At 49.0% G+C, this 15,824-nt stretch carries 8 protein-coding genes; 7 read left to right on the forward strand and 1 reads right to left on the reverse strand.

Going from position 1 to position 15,824, the window contains the following annotated elements; translation table 11 throughout:
• Positions 1-324: 324 nt before the first annotated feature.
• Positions 325-3,150: a glycoside hydrolase family 3 protein gene (locus tag ACE3MQ_RS06855; RefSeq protein WP_379391877.1), complete on the forward strand. Its 2,826-nt coding sequence runs from the start codon at positions 325-327 to the stop codon at positions 3,148-3,150.
• Here the strand turns inward: ACE3MQ_RS06855 and ACE3MQ_RS06860 are convergent, their stop codons facing one another.
• On the reverse strand, positions 3,151-4,053 hold the full coding sequence (locus ACE3MQ_RS06860; RefSeq protein ID WP_379391878.1) for an AraC family transcriptional regulator: 903 nt from the start codon (positions 4,051-4,053) through the stop codon (positions 3,151-3,153).
• Positions 4,054-4,187: 134 nt separating this feature from the next.
• On the opposite strand from ACE3MQ_RS06860, the gene yicI reads away from it, so the two are divergent.
• From yicI to ACE3MQ_RS06890, 6 genes are all read left to right on the forward strand, one after another.
• Positions 4,188-6,509, forward strand: a complete 2,322-nt coding sequence (gene yicI / locus ACE3MQ_RS06865; RefSeq protein WP_379391879.1) for an alpha-xylosidase — start codon at positions 4,188-4,190, stop codon at positions 6,507-6,509.
• A gap of 831 nt (positions 6,510-7,340) precedes the next feature.
• Positions 7,341-9,128 carry a cache domain-containing sensor histidine kinase gene (locus ACE3MQ_RS06870; RefSeq protein ID WP_379391880.1) on the forward strand — a complete coding sequence of 596 codons (1,788 nt, stop codon included), beginning with the start codon at positions 7,341-7,343 and terminating at the stop codon, positions 9,126-9,128.
• Between the two features lie 117 nt (positions 9,129-9,245).
• Complete coding sequence (locus tag ACE3MQ_RS06875; RefSeq protein ID WP_379392453.1) at positions 9,246-10,226, forward strand: ABC transporter permease; 981 nt, start codon at positions 9,246-9,248, stop codon at positions 10,224-10,226.
• Positions 10,227-10,240: 14 nt separating this feature from the next.
• Positions 10,241-11,143: a carbohydrate ABC transporter permease gene (locus ACE3MQ_RS06880; RefSeq protein ID WP_379391881.1), complete on the forward strand. Its 903-nt coding sequence runs from the start codon at positions 10,241-10,243 to the stop codon at positions 11,141-11,143.
• 257 nt (positions 11,144-11,400) lie between these two features.
• The gene (locus tag ACE3MQ_RS06885) at positions 11,401-13,137 is read left to right on the forward strand and encodes an ABC transporter substrate-binding protein (RefSeq protein WP_379391882.1); all 1,737 of its coding nucleotides are present in this window, start codon (positions 11,401-11,403) and stop codon (positions 13,135-13,137) included.
• A gap of 111 nt (positions 13,138-13,248) precedes the next feature.
• Positions 13,249-15,630 (forward strand): glycoside hydrolase family 95 protein, encoded by a 2,382-nt coding sequence (locus tag ACE3MQ_RS06890; protein ID WP_379391883.1) that lies wholly within the window; start codon positions 13,249-13,251, stop codon positions 15,628-15,630.
• Positions 15,631-15,824: the final 194 nt, after the last annotated feature.

Genomic DNA, 15,824 nt, shown 5'->3' on the forward strand with positions numbered 1-15,824 from the left:
TGTAACTCGCGTAACCCACTTATTCCATGTAACCCACATAGCCCATGCAACCCATGCAACCCATGCAACCCATGCAACCCATGTAACCCATGCAACCCACAAAATATAGCTAGATCCACTAAACCCACTAATTCAGCAAGTAGCGCGGAAAGCCTAGTTTTGTATGACGAACTAAGATTATTATATGAAAACATGACTAATCTTCCGTGTATGAAGTCTTTTTCCGGCAAGCTATGATGGCAGTATGGGGAGGCAGCACTAAATAACCTAGTGTTTAAAAGCGCTTTCAATTGCTGAATTCATACAGAAATGAGGTCATTCTACATGGGACAACAAGTTAAGTATCCTTTTCAGAATCCGGACTTGCCGCTAGAGGAGCGAGTAAATGATTTAGTGTCCAGATTTACATTAGAAGAGAAAGTTCAATTGATGTGTCAATATCAGGCGGAAATTCCCCGGCTTGGCGTGAAAAAATACAAGCATGGCACCGAGGGCGCGCACGGCGTGGCCTGGCTTGGGGAAGCTACTGTATTTCCGCAGAATACGGGCCTGGCCTGTACATGGAATCCCGAGCTCATGCATGAAATTGGCGCGGTAATCGCGGATGAAGCAAGAGTGTACTACCAGCGTGATCCGGCTATCAACGGATTGACGATTTGGTCGCCGACGGTAGACATGGAACGCGACCCTAGATGGGGCAGAACGGAAGAGGCTTACGGCGAAGATCCGCATTTGACCGGACGATTGTCTACGGAACTGATTAAGGGTATGCAGGGAGATCATCCTTTCTATTATAAAACGGTAGCTACTTTGAAGCATTTCTACGGCAACAATAATGAGATTGACCGCGGCAGCGCTTCCGTCAGCATAGATCCCCGGAATAAGCGTGAATATTATTTGAAAGCGTTTGAAGCGCCGTTCCGCGAAGGGCGGGCAGGCTCTATGATGACCGCGTATAACGGCGTCAATGGCACGCCTTGCAATCTTAATCATGAGGTTAACGACATCGTGAAGGGTGAATGGGGCATGGACGGCTTCGTCGTCGGCGATGCCGGGGACGTGCTGGGAACCGTAATGGATCACGGCTATACGGAGTCTTATGCCGAGGCGGTTGCAGGCTCGGTGAAAGCGGGAATCGACAGCATTACCGATGATCAGGACATTTCGTTCCAAGCGCTTCGCGATGCGCTGGAACAGCGGCTTCTGTGCGAAGCTGACCTGGATCATGCGCTGCGCAATACCTTCCGGGTACGATTCCGGTTAGGAGAGTTCGATCCGGATGATCGCAATCCTTACAGCCATATTCCGGAGTCGAAGCTTTGCGCGCCTGAGCATTCCGCGCTGTCGTTAAAGGTGGCGCGTGAGTCCATCGTGCTGCTTAAGAACGAGGGCCTGCTGCCTCTTGCGAAGGAGAAGGGTTCTGTAGCGGTTATTGGGCCGCTTGCCAATGAGGCTTATACGGATTGGTACAGCGGGACGCCGGCATACAAAATTACGCCGCTGCAAGGAGTTGCCGAGCAGGTCGGAACCAATAACGTTCATTTCTCCACGGGGAATAACCGGGTTCGTCTTCGTTCTGCGGAGACTGGGAACTATGTATCCATTTCTCCCGACGGCGGGGAATTGAGCGCAGACGTTAAGGATGCTGACGGGGCAGAAATATTCGTATGCACGGACTGGGGCTGGGATAATCTTACGCTGAGATCGTTTGGCAGTGGGAAGTTCGTCACCGAGCGCGATCATGAGCAGGGCGGAGGCCTTGCGGCAGCCGAAGACGAGGCTCGGGGCTGGTTCGTCAAAGAGGCATTCAGCTTTGCTAAAGGCGAGAAGGGCGCGCTTGTGATGAAATCCTGGGAAGGCAAGCCGATTATCGAGGACGAGAACAAACGCTTGGTTGTCGCTGGAGAAAATCAGGCCGTTAGCGCTGGATTTTATGTCGAGGTGGTGCAAGACGGGATTGAGGAGGCCGTGAATACGGCAAAATCTGCGGATACCGCAATCGTATTCGTGGGCAATAGTCCCTTTATCAACGGTAAAGAAACGATTGACCGCCCCGACATTACACTCCCTCCTGCCCAGCAGGCTTTAATTAAGGCTGTTTATGCGGCGAATCCGAACACGGTCGTGGTGATTGTAGGCAGCTATCCGTTCGCCGTCAATTGGGAAAAGGAGCATATTCCTTCCCTAGTGTTTACATCGCATGCGGGCCAGGAGCTCGGACGTGCCGTAGGTGATGTACTGTTCGGAAATTACAATCCGGCAGGACGGCTTAATATGACGTGGTATAAATCGGTCTCCGATCTGCCGGACATCATGGACTACGACATTATTAAGGGAAAAAGAACCTATCAATATTTCGACGGTGAAGTGCTGTTTCCATTCGGTCATGGATTAAGCTATAGCGAGTTTGCATACAGCAATTTGCGGTTAAGCGCCTCTGCTGTATCAGCGGAGGATGCCGTAACGGTGTCTGTCGATGTGCATAACGCTGGGCGAATGGATGGCGATGAAGTTGTCCAGTTATATGTCCGGGCCAATCAGTCCCGAGTAGTCCGTCCGCTAAAGACTTTAAGCGGATTCCGTCGCATTCATTTAGCGGCTGGGGAGACAAGTACGGTAACCTTCGAGCTTCGCGGCGCTGAACTGGCGATTTGGGATGTCACACGGGATCGCTACTGCGTTGAGAGCGGGACGTATACACTATTGATCGGGCGTTCGGCTGGCGATATGGTGCTGGATACCTCGCTGGAGGTTGCCGGGGAACGGATCCCGCCGCGCACGGTCGCTGCCCCCGTTCGGGCTGTGAATTACGATAATTACGAGGGCGTCTTCATCGATGAATGCCGGGAAGGCGGAGAGAGTATCGCCTGCTCGCAAGGCGATGGCTGGATTGCGTTCCATGATGTCGAATTCGGAAGCAAAGCCGAGGTCTTTGAAGCAAGAGTATCCGGTTCAATCAAAGGCGGAGATATCGAGATCGTGCTGGATCAAGCCGACGGATCTGCCGCTGCCGTATGCCGGGTGCTGCCGACAGGCGGATCGCAGGCATGGACGACAGTATCCGTCCCGATTGAAGCGGCAGCTGGACGGCGGAATCTGTATTTGAAGCTGAAGGGCGAGGTACGGCTTAGCTGGTTCCGCATCGTTTGATTAAGCGTCGATCGACTCGAACCATTTTTTACGGAATTCCGAAGGCGAGCAATTCATCGCCTTCCGGAATACCCGGATGAAGTAGCTGATATTATCATAGCCGACCTCCAGGGCGATGTCGGATATTTTGCGGTCAGGCTCCCTGAGCAATTCGACGGCTTGACGAATTCGATAGGAGTTAATGTAATCCATCGGAGTCTGCCGGGTCATCGACTTGAAGAAACGGCAAAGCTGTCCTTCGCTCATAGGAATAAGAGCGGCTAATTCCGATAGACGAATCTGCTGGTCGTAGTTTTGCTGGATGTATAGGATGACCTTTTTCAGCCGCTCGATTTTGAATGATTCATTGCTGTTGCTTGCCGTACGATTACAAAGCTGGCCACGGCTCGCCATATCCGAGAGCATGAGATAAAGATGCCCTTTGACAGAACCCTCATATCCGGGAGTTCTCGCCTCACAGCTGTTCATCATAGCCGTCAGGTGCTGTAATAAGGACTTTCCGTAATCATGCTTCCCGGAAATATGACGGGGGAACGTCGCCTTTCTTTCTTGCAGCGGGAGAATTAAATTCTCCTGTACAGCGTCATAATAAGCACTGGAGAGCATATTCGTTCCAAATACGAGGGAGAAGAAGGAGCAGCCCTGATCCCCATGGGCATGCGCGGCATGAATATCGCCTCCATCGATAAAAACGGCCTCGCCGGCCCGCACGACGAAATAATCCGTATCCACCTGGAATAGCGTCTCTCCTTCCAGGCAGTAGAAAAACTCGGCTTCTTCGTGCCAATGGCAGTCCACAACGTGCTCGTCCGATCCAAATTGGTACCAATAGGTGCCAAATGGCAATCTTTCATCGCCATGAATTTTGCTCTCCTTCAGAGAGCGGCGCATTGCTTGATCCACTTTTCTCACCTCGTCAATTTTGTGTTATAAACTCATTAAATTATGTTAGAATGGGTTATTTTTTATCAGTATAATGCAAGTATAGAATGTTTCTTGCAAGATTACAACGAAATCAGAAAGGCGGTTCTTTAACGATGAAATTTACAGACGGCAACTGGTTGATTCGTGAAGGATTTACACTGTCTACAGCAGTGCAGGCCCACGATTTTACGATTGCGGATAATAAGCTGACAGCCTATGCTTCAACAAGGCCGATTCAAGGGCGTGCCAATACGATTAACGGTCAACTGCTGACCATTCAGTTCCACTCCCCGCTTCCAGGCGTAATTGGCGTGAAGCTAGTACACTTTGCTGGCACGGTCGATCACGGCCCTCATTTTGAGCTTGCTGGCGGCAATGGCGATCATGTTCGAATTAGTGAAAATGATGAATATGCCGAGCTGAAGAGCGGTAATTTGAGTGTTAGAGTGAACAAGGGGCCGCAATGGTCTGTTGACTTCTATCGGGGCTCCGAGCGCATTACGGGCAGTGCGTTCAAATCGATGGCTCATGTCGAGGAGAACGGTGGCGCGGTGTATATGCGTGAAGAACTGGATCTTACGGTTGGCGAATATGTATATGGTCTTGGAGAGCGTTTCACTTCGTTCTTGAAGAACGGCCAAGTGGTAGATATTTGGAACAAGGACGGCGGCACAAGCTCTGAGCAAGCCTACAAGAATATTCCTTTTTATATTACGAACAAAGGGTATGGGGTATTTGTCAATGATCCGGGAGCTGTTTCCTTTGAAGTAGCTTCGGAGAAGGTAAAGAAGGTACAATTCAGCGTTCCTGGCGAATCGCTCGAATATTTCGTAATCGATGGGCCTGAGCCGAAAGAGGTTCTGAACAAATATACGGCGTTGACAGGCAAGCCGTCTCTGCCGCCTGCATGGACATTTGGTCTGTGGCTGACTACGTCGTTTACGACGAATTATGATGAAGCGACGGTTAACTCTTTTGTAGACGGTATGGCGGAGAGAGATTTGCCGCTGCACGTCTTCCACTTCGACTGCTTCTGGATGCGCGAATTCCACTGGACGGATTTCAAATGGGACGAGCGTACCTTCCCGGATCCAGGAGGAATGCTGAAGCGTCTTAAAGAGAAAGGGCTAAAAATTTGCGTATGGATTAACCCGTATATTGCGCAGCGCTCCGCCTTGTTTGAAGAGGGCAAGAAGCATGGCTATCTAGTGAAGAAGCCTAACGGCGATGTATGGCAGTGGAACCTATGGCAGCCGGGAATGGCGCTCGTTGACTTCACGAATCCTGATGCATGCAAATGGTTCGCTGGCTATCTGCGCGATCTCGTAGATATGGGCGTAGACAGCTTCAAGACCGACTTCGGTGAGCGAATTCCAACGGATGTCGTCTACCATGACGGATCTGATCCGGTGAAAATGCACAACTATTACACTCAACTGTACAATAAGGTTGTATTTGAAGTGCTGGAAGAGAAGCTTGGCAAAAATGAAGCAGCCTTGTTTGCCCGTTCGGCTACAGCGGGCGGACAGAAGTTCCCGGTTCACTGGGGCGGGGATTGCTACGCGGATTATGAGTCGATGGCAGAGAGCTTGAGAGGCGGATTGTCGCTTGGGGTATCGGGCTTTGGGTTCTGGAGTCACGATATCGGCGGATTCGAAAATACGGCGCCTGTCGATGTATTCAAGCGCTGGCTCGCATTCGGACTTCTGTCCAGCCACAGCCGTCTCCATGGAAGCAGCTCGTACCGGGTTCCTTGGGCTTACGACGATGAGGCCGTGGACGTAACACGCTTCTTTACGAAGCTGAAATGCCGCCTGATGCCGTACTTGTTCGACACGGCGGTCGAAGCTACGGAGCTTGGCGTACCGACTATGCGGGCGATGTTCTTGGAGTTCCCAGAAGATCCAGCAAGCGAAACGCTTGATCGTCAGTACATGCTTGGTGATTCCGTACTAGTAGCGCCGGTATTCAGCAAAGCAGGGGATGTAACCTACTACCTGCCAGAAGGAAAGTGGACGCATCTCTTGACAGGTGAAACGATCGAAGGTGGAAAATGGCGCAAAGACAACTACGACTTCTTCAGTCTGCCGCTCTTTGTACGTCCGAACTCCATCCTGGTTCTGGGCGCCAACGATACTAAACCGGATTACGACTTCGCACAGGATGCAGACGTCAGATTGTATCAAATCGAAGATGGAGCTCAAGTCTCCCGTACAGTTCGCAACGTTAAGGGCGAAACTGAGCTGGAAATCACAGTATCGCGTGAAGGCTCCGCACTCCGCATTACTGCGGAAGGCGCAGGCAAGCCTTTCAGCATCAGCTTGCATGGCTTCGGCGAAGCCGCATCCGTTCAAGGCGGTCAGCTAAACGCTGATGGCAGCATCGCAGTAAGTGCATTCAGCGGCAAAACCGAAATTCAAGTTACACTTAAATAAGTTGAATTGGATAACGAGCTGGACTGTCAGTTAGAGTGATAACCAGTTGGATTAGCCTGTTAGATAAATGAGATAGACTGCTTGTTAGAATGATGGTAAATAGACTTAACGAGTTAGATCATAATGTGTTAGATCATAGCTTGCCATAGACATCTGGAAATATCCCCTATCGAATGTAGGGGATATTTTTCCGCTTTTTTCGCCTTATGGCATCGATTTCGTTTAGTTTTTCGGCTGGTGGTAGAGCGTGTGTTAGTCTGAGTGTATCTGGGTTGCAGTAACCTTATTCTCCTATCCGTCTTATGGCCATTGCCATCGTCCTCCACGCTATTCGACGGATGGTTATATAGGGATTATCCGGAGGTGAATACAAGTGGAGGATTCCGACCTTGTCGGCTGCAGCAGCAATTTTGAATGAAAAATCGTCCAAAGGCGCTCCTGCATACGTCCATCGTAAGAACTTTGTACGAAAAATCGTCCAAAGGTGCTGCCGAAACGTCCGTCGCACAGAACTTTGAGCGAAAAGTCGTCCAAAGGCGCTCCTGCATACGTCCATCGCAAGAATTTTGTACGAAGAATCGTCCAAATGCGTGCGCAAGGCGGTCTGGAACTATAGTTTTGTACGAAGAATCGTACAATTTCGCAAGAACATTTCATACGGCTGCTTTACCGAAAAAGCTAGAAGAGTAAGCTATAGCATGGCATAGTAGGCGATAGCTGTGTGTTTTGTAAATAGATACGTACAAATATCGGAAGGGGCTAGTCAAACGATGGATGCTAGAGAAAGAGAAGTAAAGTGAACATTTAGACTTCAGGGGGAGGTGAGTCTTTTTGCGGACAAAAGCTATACGATTATTGAATGATCTTAAATTGAAGCATAAGCTGCTGATTACTTATATTGTGGTCGTTATGCTTCCTGTTCTGCTAGTAGGGGGAGCGGTAACGGGCTATTTTCGAGAGCAAGCGATGGAACGGGCGATTGAGCAAACTACGAATGATGTGCAGAAAATTAAGAGTCAATTGGCAACGATGCTTCGTGTTCCGACAGACATATCTAACACATTCATGTTCGATAAGACGCTAGAGAGAATGGCAACCACGCAATATCCTAGCGTATTTGAACTAACCAAAGCCTATTTGGCTTATAACGAATTCAAGGATTATGTCCGGCTTTACCGTGAAATTTCTGCCATTCGTTTTTATTACGACAATCCGACGCTTATTAACGATATGGAGCTCATTCCGCTGGAGGAAGCTACTCGGTCTACGGAATGGTATCAGAGGGCGATGGAGACGAAGAGTATAGGCTGGTTCTATATTCATGATGAAGAGGATGTCCCTGTTCGCAAATTAAGCTTGGTTCGCCAAATTTCTTTTCCCGAGCATCGCTCAAGCGGAGTGCTTATGGTCGTGCTGGATCAGGAGGAATTGAACCGGATTTTGCGGCAGGAGCAGTTTGAGACACTGATCTTCGATGAGCAAGGGTATATTATCGCCGGCAAGAATCCGAAATTAGTGGGACAAAAAATAGATAAGCTCGATTTTGGAATCGATTTGCATCAGCAGGCGAACGGAGCGCACAAGATGGAGGTACAAGGCGAGCCGTCTTATTTGGTCATCGAGGATTTACTTCCCGAATCCAGCGTAAATGGTTTGAAAATCGTGTCTGTCTTCACGACGGATGCGATTGTAAAGGATGCAAATAAAGTAAGCCTATTTGGCCTTGTTTTTATATTGCTTGTACTGTTGATCGCTCTGCTTTTTGTTTATATCGTGTCGTTCCTGATGACAAACCGGCTTCTGCGTCTTAGCCGTCATTTCAATCGGCTGGCGCTTGGCGATCTCGCCGTCGTATCCTCCGTCGACGGGAATGATGAGATCGGACAGCTGTCAAGGCAGTTCAATTACATGGTAGAGAGTATTAACCTGCTGATGAATCAGGTCGTTGAGAAGACGGAGCAGAACAATTCCCTGGAAATCGCCCAAAGGGAAATCAAGCTGAAGATGCTGGCCAGCCAAATTAACCCGCATTTTCTGTTTAACGCGCTTGAGTCGATTCGGATGAACGCCCATATGAAGGGCGAGAAGGAAATCGCTAAAGTCGTTCGGCTTCTGGGAAAATTGATGCGTAAAAATCTGGAGGTTGGACGAGATCAAATTACGTTGAAGGAAGAGCTGGAAATGGTTCGCTCTTATTTGGAAATCCAAAAATTCCGCTATGAGGATCGACTTGATTACGAGTTAATAATCGATCGTCAATTGGAGGGGATTTTGATGCCGCCCCTGATTATTCAGCCGCTTGTGGAGAATGCCGTCGTGCATGGAGTAGAGAATAAGGAAGGCGGAGTCCATGTCAAACTGCTGATTCAAGCCGTTGGTGATTATGCGGAAATTTCGATTCAGGACGATGGAATGGGAATGACGCCAGAACGGCTGCAAGAGGTGAGGCAGTCTATAACCGGAACGGAAGAAGCTGTCGATAATCGCATTGGATTAAGCAATGTACAGCAAAGGCTTGCAATGACCTTTGGCGAGAAGCACGGCTTGAAAATTTCCAGCAAATATGGCGTCGGCACAGAATTTTCCTTTTCTATCCCTCTAAACCGAGAGCAGGTCTAATTATTGCCGGTGAATGTCTAATTTCTATATGGTTTTCTCTGAAATCTGTCGGGTATTACCTAACCTTCTTCTAGTTTATCTTAGATATATAGTCAGAAGGGGGGATTGGACAGACAAATGAAGACGCTCTCAGCGCAAGCCGATACTAGAAATGTAAGCGCAACCCCTGAACCGCAGAAGAAGCGGAAGAAAGGATTTTGGCGAACAGTAGTACGGCAAAGATACCTTTATATGATGTCCGTGCCATTCGTAATTTGGTTATTCGTATTTAATTATTTACCGATCTGGGGCTGGACGATGGCCTTCCAGAACTATAAACCATCCAAGTCATTTTTTGACCAGAAATGGGTCGGACTGCAGAACTTTGTAGATCTTTTTCAGGACGAAAGATTCTACCTCGTATTAAGAAATACGCTGGCGATGAGCGCCATGGGATTGGTTGCAGGCTTTATTATCCCGATCGCTTTTGCGATATTTCTCAATGAACTGAGAGGAAAATACTTCAAAAGAACGGTTCAAACGGTTTCTTACCTGCCTCACTTCGTCTCTTGGGTCGTCGTGGCGGGGATCATTACCAAAATGCTCTCCAGAGACGGAGGCATCGTGAACGAGATTTTGCTTGCACTTCATATCATAGATGAACCCATTCAGTTTATGGCCCAGGGAAAATGGTTTTGGGGAATTGTAACCGTTTCCGATGTGTGGAAGGAGACCGGCTGGAACGCCATTATTTATTTGGCGGCTATCGCGGGAATAGACGGGGAACAGTATGAGGCCGCCAGGGTAGATGGGGCGGGCCGCTTCCGGCAAATGTGGAATATAACTCTGCCGGGAATTCGAACGACGATTTCCGTATTGCTGATTATGTCCATCGGTCATCTGATCGGAATTGGCTTCGAGAAGCAGTTCCAGCTCAGCAACTCGCTCGTAACGGACTATTCGGAAGTTCTTGACCTGTATGCGCTGAAGTACGGTATTAACATTGGCCGCTTCTCTTACGGTACTGCTATTAGTATGTTCACCTCCGTCGTAAGTATCATTCTGCTGCTCGCGGCGAACGGCATTATGAAGAAAACAACGAAAGAAAGCATCATGTAAAGGGAGGGAACAAAATGGCGACATCAAAAGCATTTAACGCTACGAAAGCGGATAAGATTTTTGATATTTTCAACTTTATTATCATGACCATGATTCTGATCGTCACCCTGTATCCTTTCCTGAACGTGCTTGCGATTTCGCTTAACGATTCGACGGATACGGTTCGCGGTGGCATCTATCTCTGGCCTCGTGAATTTACTTGGGAAAACTATAAGACGATTTTTAGTTACACCGGCTTGATTCAAGGCTTCAAGAATACGATTCTTCGCACCGTTATCGGTACGATCTTTGGACTGATCAGTTCATCCATGCTGGCCTTCACATTAAGCCGTCAAGATTTCGCTTCACGGAAATTCGTATCGACCTTTTTGGCTCTGACGATGTATTTCTCCGGCGGTCTTGTCCCGACGTACATGCTGATGCGTCATCTCGATTTGATTGGTACGTTCTGGATTTATATTCTGCCTGGTGTTGTCAGTGCATTTAACGTATTCGTCATTCGTTCCTTTATTGACGGATTGCCATACGCTCTTCAGGAATCAGCAACCCTCGATGGGGCAAATGATTTCAAGATTTACTACAAAATTATTTTGCCGCTATGTAAACCGGTTTTGGCGACCATCGCATTGTTTTTAGCGGTGGGACAGTGGAACTCCTGGTTTGATACTTATCTATACAACGGGAATAAACCACATCTGACTACGCTGCAATATGAGTTGATGAAAGTGCTGGCAAGCACGAATCAGGGTGCGGCCATGACCAATGCAAATGATATGGCCAATCAGATGGCCCAGGTATCGCCGGAATCGATCAAGATGGCGATCACGATTGTCGTAACTCTGCCTATCCTGTTCGTATATCCGTTCCTGCAGCGTTATTTCGTTACAGGGATGACGCTCGGGGCCGTCAAGGCGTAATGGTTACAAGGGTTTATCCATTTTGAAGTTCAGTTCCGTCATAAGTTAAGCAGTGGCGGAACTGAACTATAAAGTATAAGCCAATAACGTTTCTAAAATTTAGAATTGTAAGCACTTACCTTGATTCATCATCCACATTTATAAGTTGGATTGTCTATCATCCGGCTTGCTGATAGTCAAGCCATAGCCTTGGTATACGCAGGGATAGCCTGTTATACGAATATAGTTGTAATTATGATATGAGGGGGAAAGAAAAAATGAAGTGGAAAGCTCCTAAGACAATTGCCGCTCTTCTACTGGCAAGCACGATGCTGCTGAGCGCCTGCGGAGGCTCCGGCGGCGATAACAAAAATGCAGGGAACGCAAACACGGGCAATTCGAACCAAAGCAGTGAAGCGGGAACAGATCCAATCACCTTTACGTTCTTCGGTGCGGACGCCAGCCCGAACTGGAACAACATGCAGGATGAAGTGGGTAAAGCCATTACCGAGAAAACCGGGGTTACCTTGGATGCGGAATTTGATGTAGGCGCTGGCGGCGGCGAGAGCAAGATTGCCCTGATGGCTGCGAGCGGCGATGTTCCGGATTTGATTTTTGCCAAAGGCGAGCTGTCCAAGCTGGTCGATGCAGAACTCATTATTGATTTGGCTCCGCTGATTGAAGAGCATGCTCCGAATATCAAAAAGATTTTCGGCGACAATATGAACCGTTTAAAATACAGCAATGAAGACCCTTCCATCTATTCCATCGTTACGAATATGGGGGTCGATAACCAATACTTCGATGCAACCGGCGGTTTTGAGATCCAGCACCGCGTGTTGAAGGAACTTGGTTATCCAAAGGTTCGCACCCTGCAAGATTATGAAAACGTATTAAAAGAATATTATGCGAAGCATCCGACCACTGACGGGCAGCCAACAATTCCGCTAACCTTGAGTGCAGATGACTGGAGAATCATGATTACGGTCACTAATCCAGCTTTCCAAGCCACGGGCGCTCCAGATGACGGTGAATACTATGTCGATCCAGAAACCTATGAAGCCAAGCTTCATTACAAACGTCCTGAAGAGAAAGAATATTTCCGTTGGCTGAACCATATGTACAATGAAGGCCTGCTAGATAAGGATACTTTTGTTCAGAAGGAAGACCAATACAAGGCAAAAATTGCCAGCGGCCGCGTGCTTGGCTTGATTGACCAGGAGTGGGGCTATATGGATGCGGAAAATGCCTTGAAAACTTCCGGCAAAAATGAATATTCTTACGCTCACTTCCCTGTTACACTGAGTGAAGAATATGTTGACCATACGTTCCAACCTTCCGGGGTAGACGGTTATGGTATCGCGATTACAACGGCATGTAAGGATCCGGTTCGGGCGATCAAATTCCTCGACTGGCTCGCTTCCGATGAAGGCCAAATCCTCAGAAACTGGGGGATCGAAGGGAAGCATTACACGGTGGACGAAAGTGGGAAACGTATCATTCCAGCCGAGATTACGGAAAGAAGAATGAATGATACAGCCAACTTCACCAAGGAAACAGGTCTTGGCAATCCAGGCGGATTATATATCGTAATGAGTGCGCGTTATGGTGATGGAGTTAAAGATTCTACAGGAAATTATTATACGATTAACTTCCCAGAACAAATTGTAGAACTGTATTCTGATGCTGAAAAAGAATCGTTAGCTGCTTACGGTGCTACCACTTGGAAAGACTTGTTCCCGCAAGAAAGCGATTTTGAAGCGAAAGAGTGGGGCGCGCTGTACAACATGCCTGTTCCTACAGATGGTGATTATCAAATCATCTTCAAGAAAACACAAGATATCATTCGTAAGCGGATTCCAGAAGCCGTTCTGGCAAAACGCGAAAACTTCGACAAAATCTATGATGATTTCCTTGCTGAGCTTGATAAAGCCGGTGCGGAAAAAATGGAAGCCGAGTACACCGAGCTCGTTAAAGCAAGAGTGGCTCTGTTCACAGGCAAGGATATTAAATAGTTTAGCTTAGGTTTAGCTGATTAAATTAAAGAAAATTGTATAGCTTGAAATGAAAAGGCCCGTAAATGCTCGGGCCTTTTCTACTAAGTTATTGCAAACGGAGGGGAGAAAATGAGCAGAGAGCACCGTACTGACCGCGAGGGAACAAAGCTATGGTACAATCAGCCGGCCTCCTGCTGGGAAGAAGCTCTGCCCGTGGGGAATGGAAGGCTCGGCGGCATGGTATTCGGAGGAAATCGCAGTGAATGGATTGCGCTCAATGAAGATACGCTATGGTCGGGATTTCCGCGTGATCAGCACAACTATGATGCGCTTCGTCATTTGAAGCGGGCGCGTGAGCTGATATTTGCAGAAGAATATAAGGAAGCGGAAAGGCTGATCGAGGCCAAAATGCTGGGCAAGCGTACGGAATCGTACCAGCCGCTCGGCAATTTGAAATTAGAGCATCTAGGCGTTAGTCAAGTCACGGAACACTATAGAGAGCTGGACTTGGACACGGGTATGGCGATGGCGACGTATCGTGCCGACGATGTCAGGTTTACGAGAAAGGTATTTGTCAGCGCAATCGATCAGGTACTGGTCGTTCATTTGGAGGCAGAGGAGCAGAAGGCGATCCGGCTTGGCATCGCTCTAGATTCTCCGCTGCGCCACAGCGTTAACGGGGGCGACGAAGGAGACGGGCTTATTATGTGCGGCCAGGCCCCGAGTCATATTGCCGACAATTACATGGGTGACCACCCTCAGTCTGTGCTTTATGAAGAAGGGCTGGGTTTGTCTTATGAAGTGCATTTGCGCGTGCTGCATGACGGGGGAACTGTGATATTGCGAGATAGCCAGCAGTTGGAGGTAACCGGGGCTAGCTCAGTAACGCTGCTGCTCACGGCGGCTACCGACTTTGCCGGTTATCGTGTTATGCCGGGAACGGACGCAGGGATAAGCATTGCCGAGAAATGCAGGCAGTCATTGGAAGCTTCTCTTAAGCAAGGATATGGGGAACTGCTTAGCCGTCATGTTGAGGATCATCGCAGATTGTTCCGCCGAGTAGAGCTCGAATTGGACTCGGGACAATTCACAGATAACAGCACACTGCCGACAGACGAACGGCTGAAGGCTTATCAGACCGGCACCCCCGATCCGATGCTGGAGGCGCTCTATTTTCAATATGGACGCTATTTGTTAATGGCCAGCTCCAGGCCCGGCACGCAGCCAGCTCACTTGCAAGGAATATGGAATCCGCATATGCAGCCGCCTTGGAATAGCGACTATACGACGAACATAAATACCGAAATGAATTATTGGCCGGCGGAAATCTGTAATTTAAGCGAGCTGCATGAGCCATTGTTCGACCTGATCCAGGACTTGAGCGAGACGGGAGCGCGGACAGCGTGGATTCATTACGGCTGCCGGGGCTGGGCTGCGCATCATAACGTGGATCTATGGAGAGCGGCCACGCCGTCTGACGGAGAGCCGAGCTGGGCGTTCTGGCCGCTGGGTGGGGTATGGCTATGCCGTCATTTGTGGGAGCATTATGCCTTTAACCTGGATCAGCGTTTTTTAGCAGAGACCGCATACCCGTTAATGAAAGGGGCGGCGGAATTTTGTCTCGATTGGCTCGTACCGGGGCCTGATGGCAAGCTTGTCACCGCGCCGTCCACTTCGCCGGAGAATAAATTTCTGACTAAAGATGGGGAGCCCTGCAGCATATCCGCCGCTTCCACGATGGATCTCTATCTCATCCGGGAGTTGTTTGATCATTGTATGCAGGCGGCAGAGCTTCTTGGAATCGATGGAGAATTTGCCAGCAGGCTTGTGGAGGCTTCAGAGCGTATGGCCAAGCCGGAGATCGGGCCGGACGGACGATTGCGGGAATGGAGCAAGGATTACCCGGAAGCCGAGCCGGGGCATCGTCATGTATCGCATTTGTACGGCCTCTATCCTGGAAATGCCATTACGCCAGCCCGTACGCCTGAATTCGCCGAAGCGGCCAGAAAATCGCTGGAGAGCCGAATTGCGCAAGGCGGCGGACATACCGGCTGGAGCTGCGCCTGGCTGATCAACCTGTATGCGCGGCTGAAAGACGGTAGTATGGCGCATCGTTTTGTAAATACCTTATTATCCCGCTCGACGTATCCGAATTTATTCGACGATCATCCGCCGTTTCAAATTGACGGCAATTTTGGGGGGACAGCCGGAATCGCCGAAATGCTGCTCCAGAGCCACGAGGGGACGATTGAGCTGCTGCCCGCACTGCCGGAAGCCTGGCCGAGCGGCCGCTTCAGCGGCCTGAAAGCAAGGGGCGGCTTCACGGCTAGCGCAGCTTGGGAGAACGGCCGTCTGAAATCAGCTGCCCTGACCTCCAGCTTGACAGGGTGGTGCTCAGTTCAATATGCGGAGCCGTTAAGCATTCAAGCTCTTGATGGAACCATCGTCAGTACAGGGGAACGCTTCTGGGCCGAGTCGGGCGAGACGTACTTTATTCAACTACGGAACTAAGACTATACAACCGTTCCGGCCTTCCTAACCTATAAGGATAAACCTGTTGACAACGGTTACAAAAGGTATTACTATGGAATCATACAAGTAATAAGGAGTGTCACTGATTCGATCAGGCACCACCAAGATCCTTAAATGTAAGAGGAGTGTATTCTCTGTGCATTTACTGATATTGGTGGTTTTTTTGTTTCTTA

The organism is Paenibacillus lentus (assembly GCF_042714055.1).
GTDB lineage: Bacteria > Bacillota > Bacilli > Paenibacillales > Paenibacillaceae > Fontibacillus > Fontibacillus lentus_A.

Bases quoted from the DNA above. Each gene is read 5' to 3' on its own strand.
- ACE3MQ_RS06855 (WP_379391877.1), top strand. From the start codon at position 325: ATGGGACAACAAGTTAAGTATCCTTTTCAGAATCCGGACTTGCCGCTA.
- yicI (WP_379391879.1), top strand. From the start codon at position 4,188: ATGAAATTTACAGACGGCAACTGGTTGATTCGTGAAGGATTTACACTG.
- ACE3MQ_RS06875 (WP_379392453.1), top strand. From the start codon at position 9,246: ATGAAGACGCTCTCAGCGCAAGCCGATACTAGAAATGTAAGCGCAACC.
- ACE3MQ_RS06880 (WP_379391881.1), top strand. From the start codon at position 10,241: ATGGCGACATCAAAAGCATTTAACGCTACGAAAGCGGATAAGATTTTT.
- ACE3MQ_RS06885 (WP_379391882.1), top strand. From the start codon at position 11,401: ATGAAGTGGAAAGCTCCTAAGACAATTGCCGCTCTTCTACTGGCAAGC.
- ACE3MQ_RS06890 (WP_379391883.1), top strand. From the start codon at position 13,249: ATGAGCAGAGAGCACCGTACTGACCGCGAGGGAACAAAGCTATGGTAC.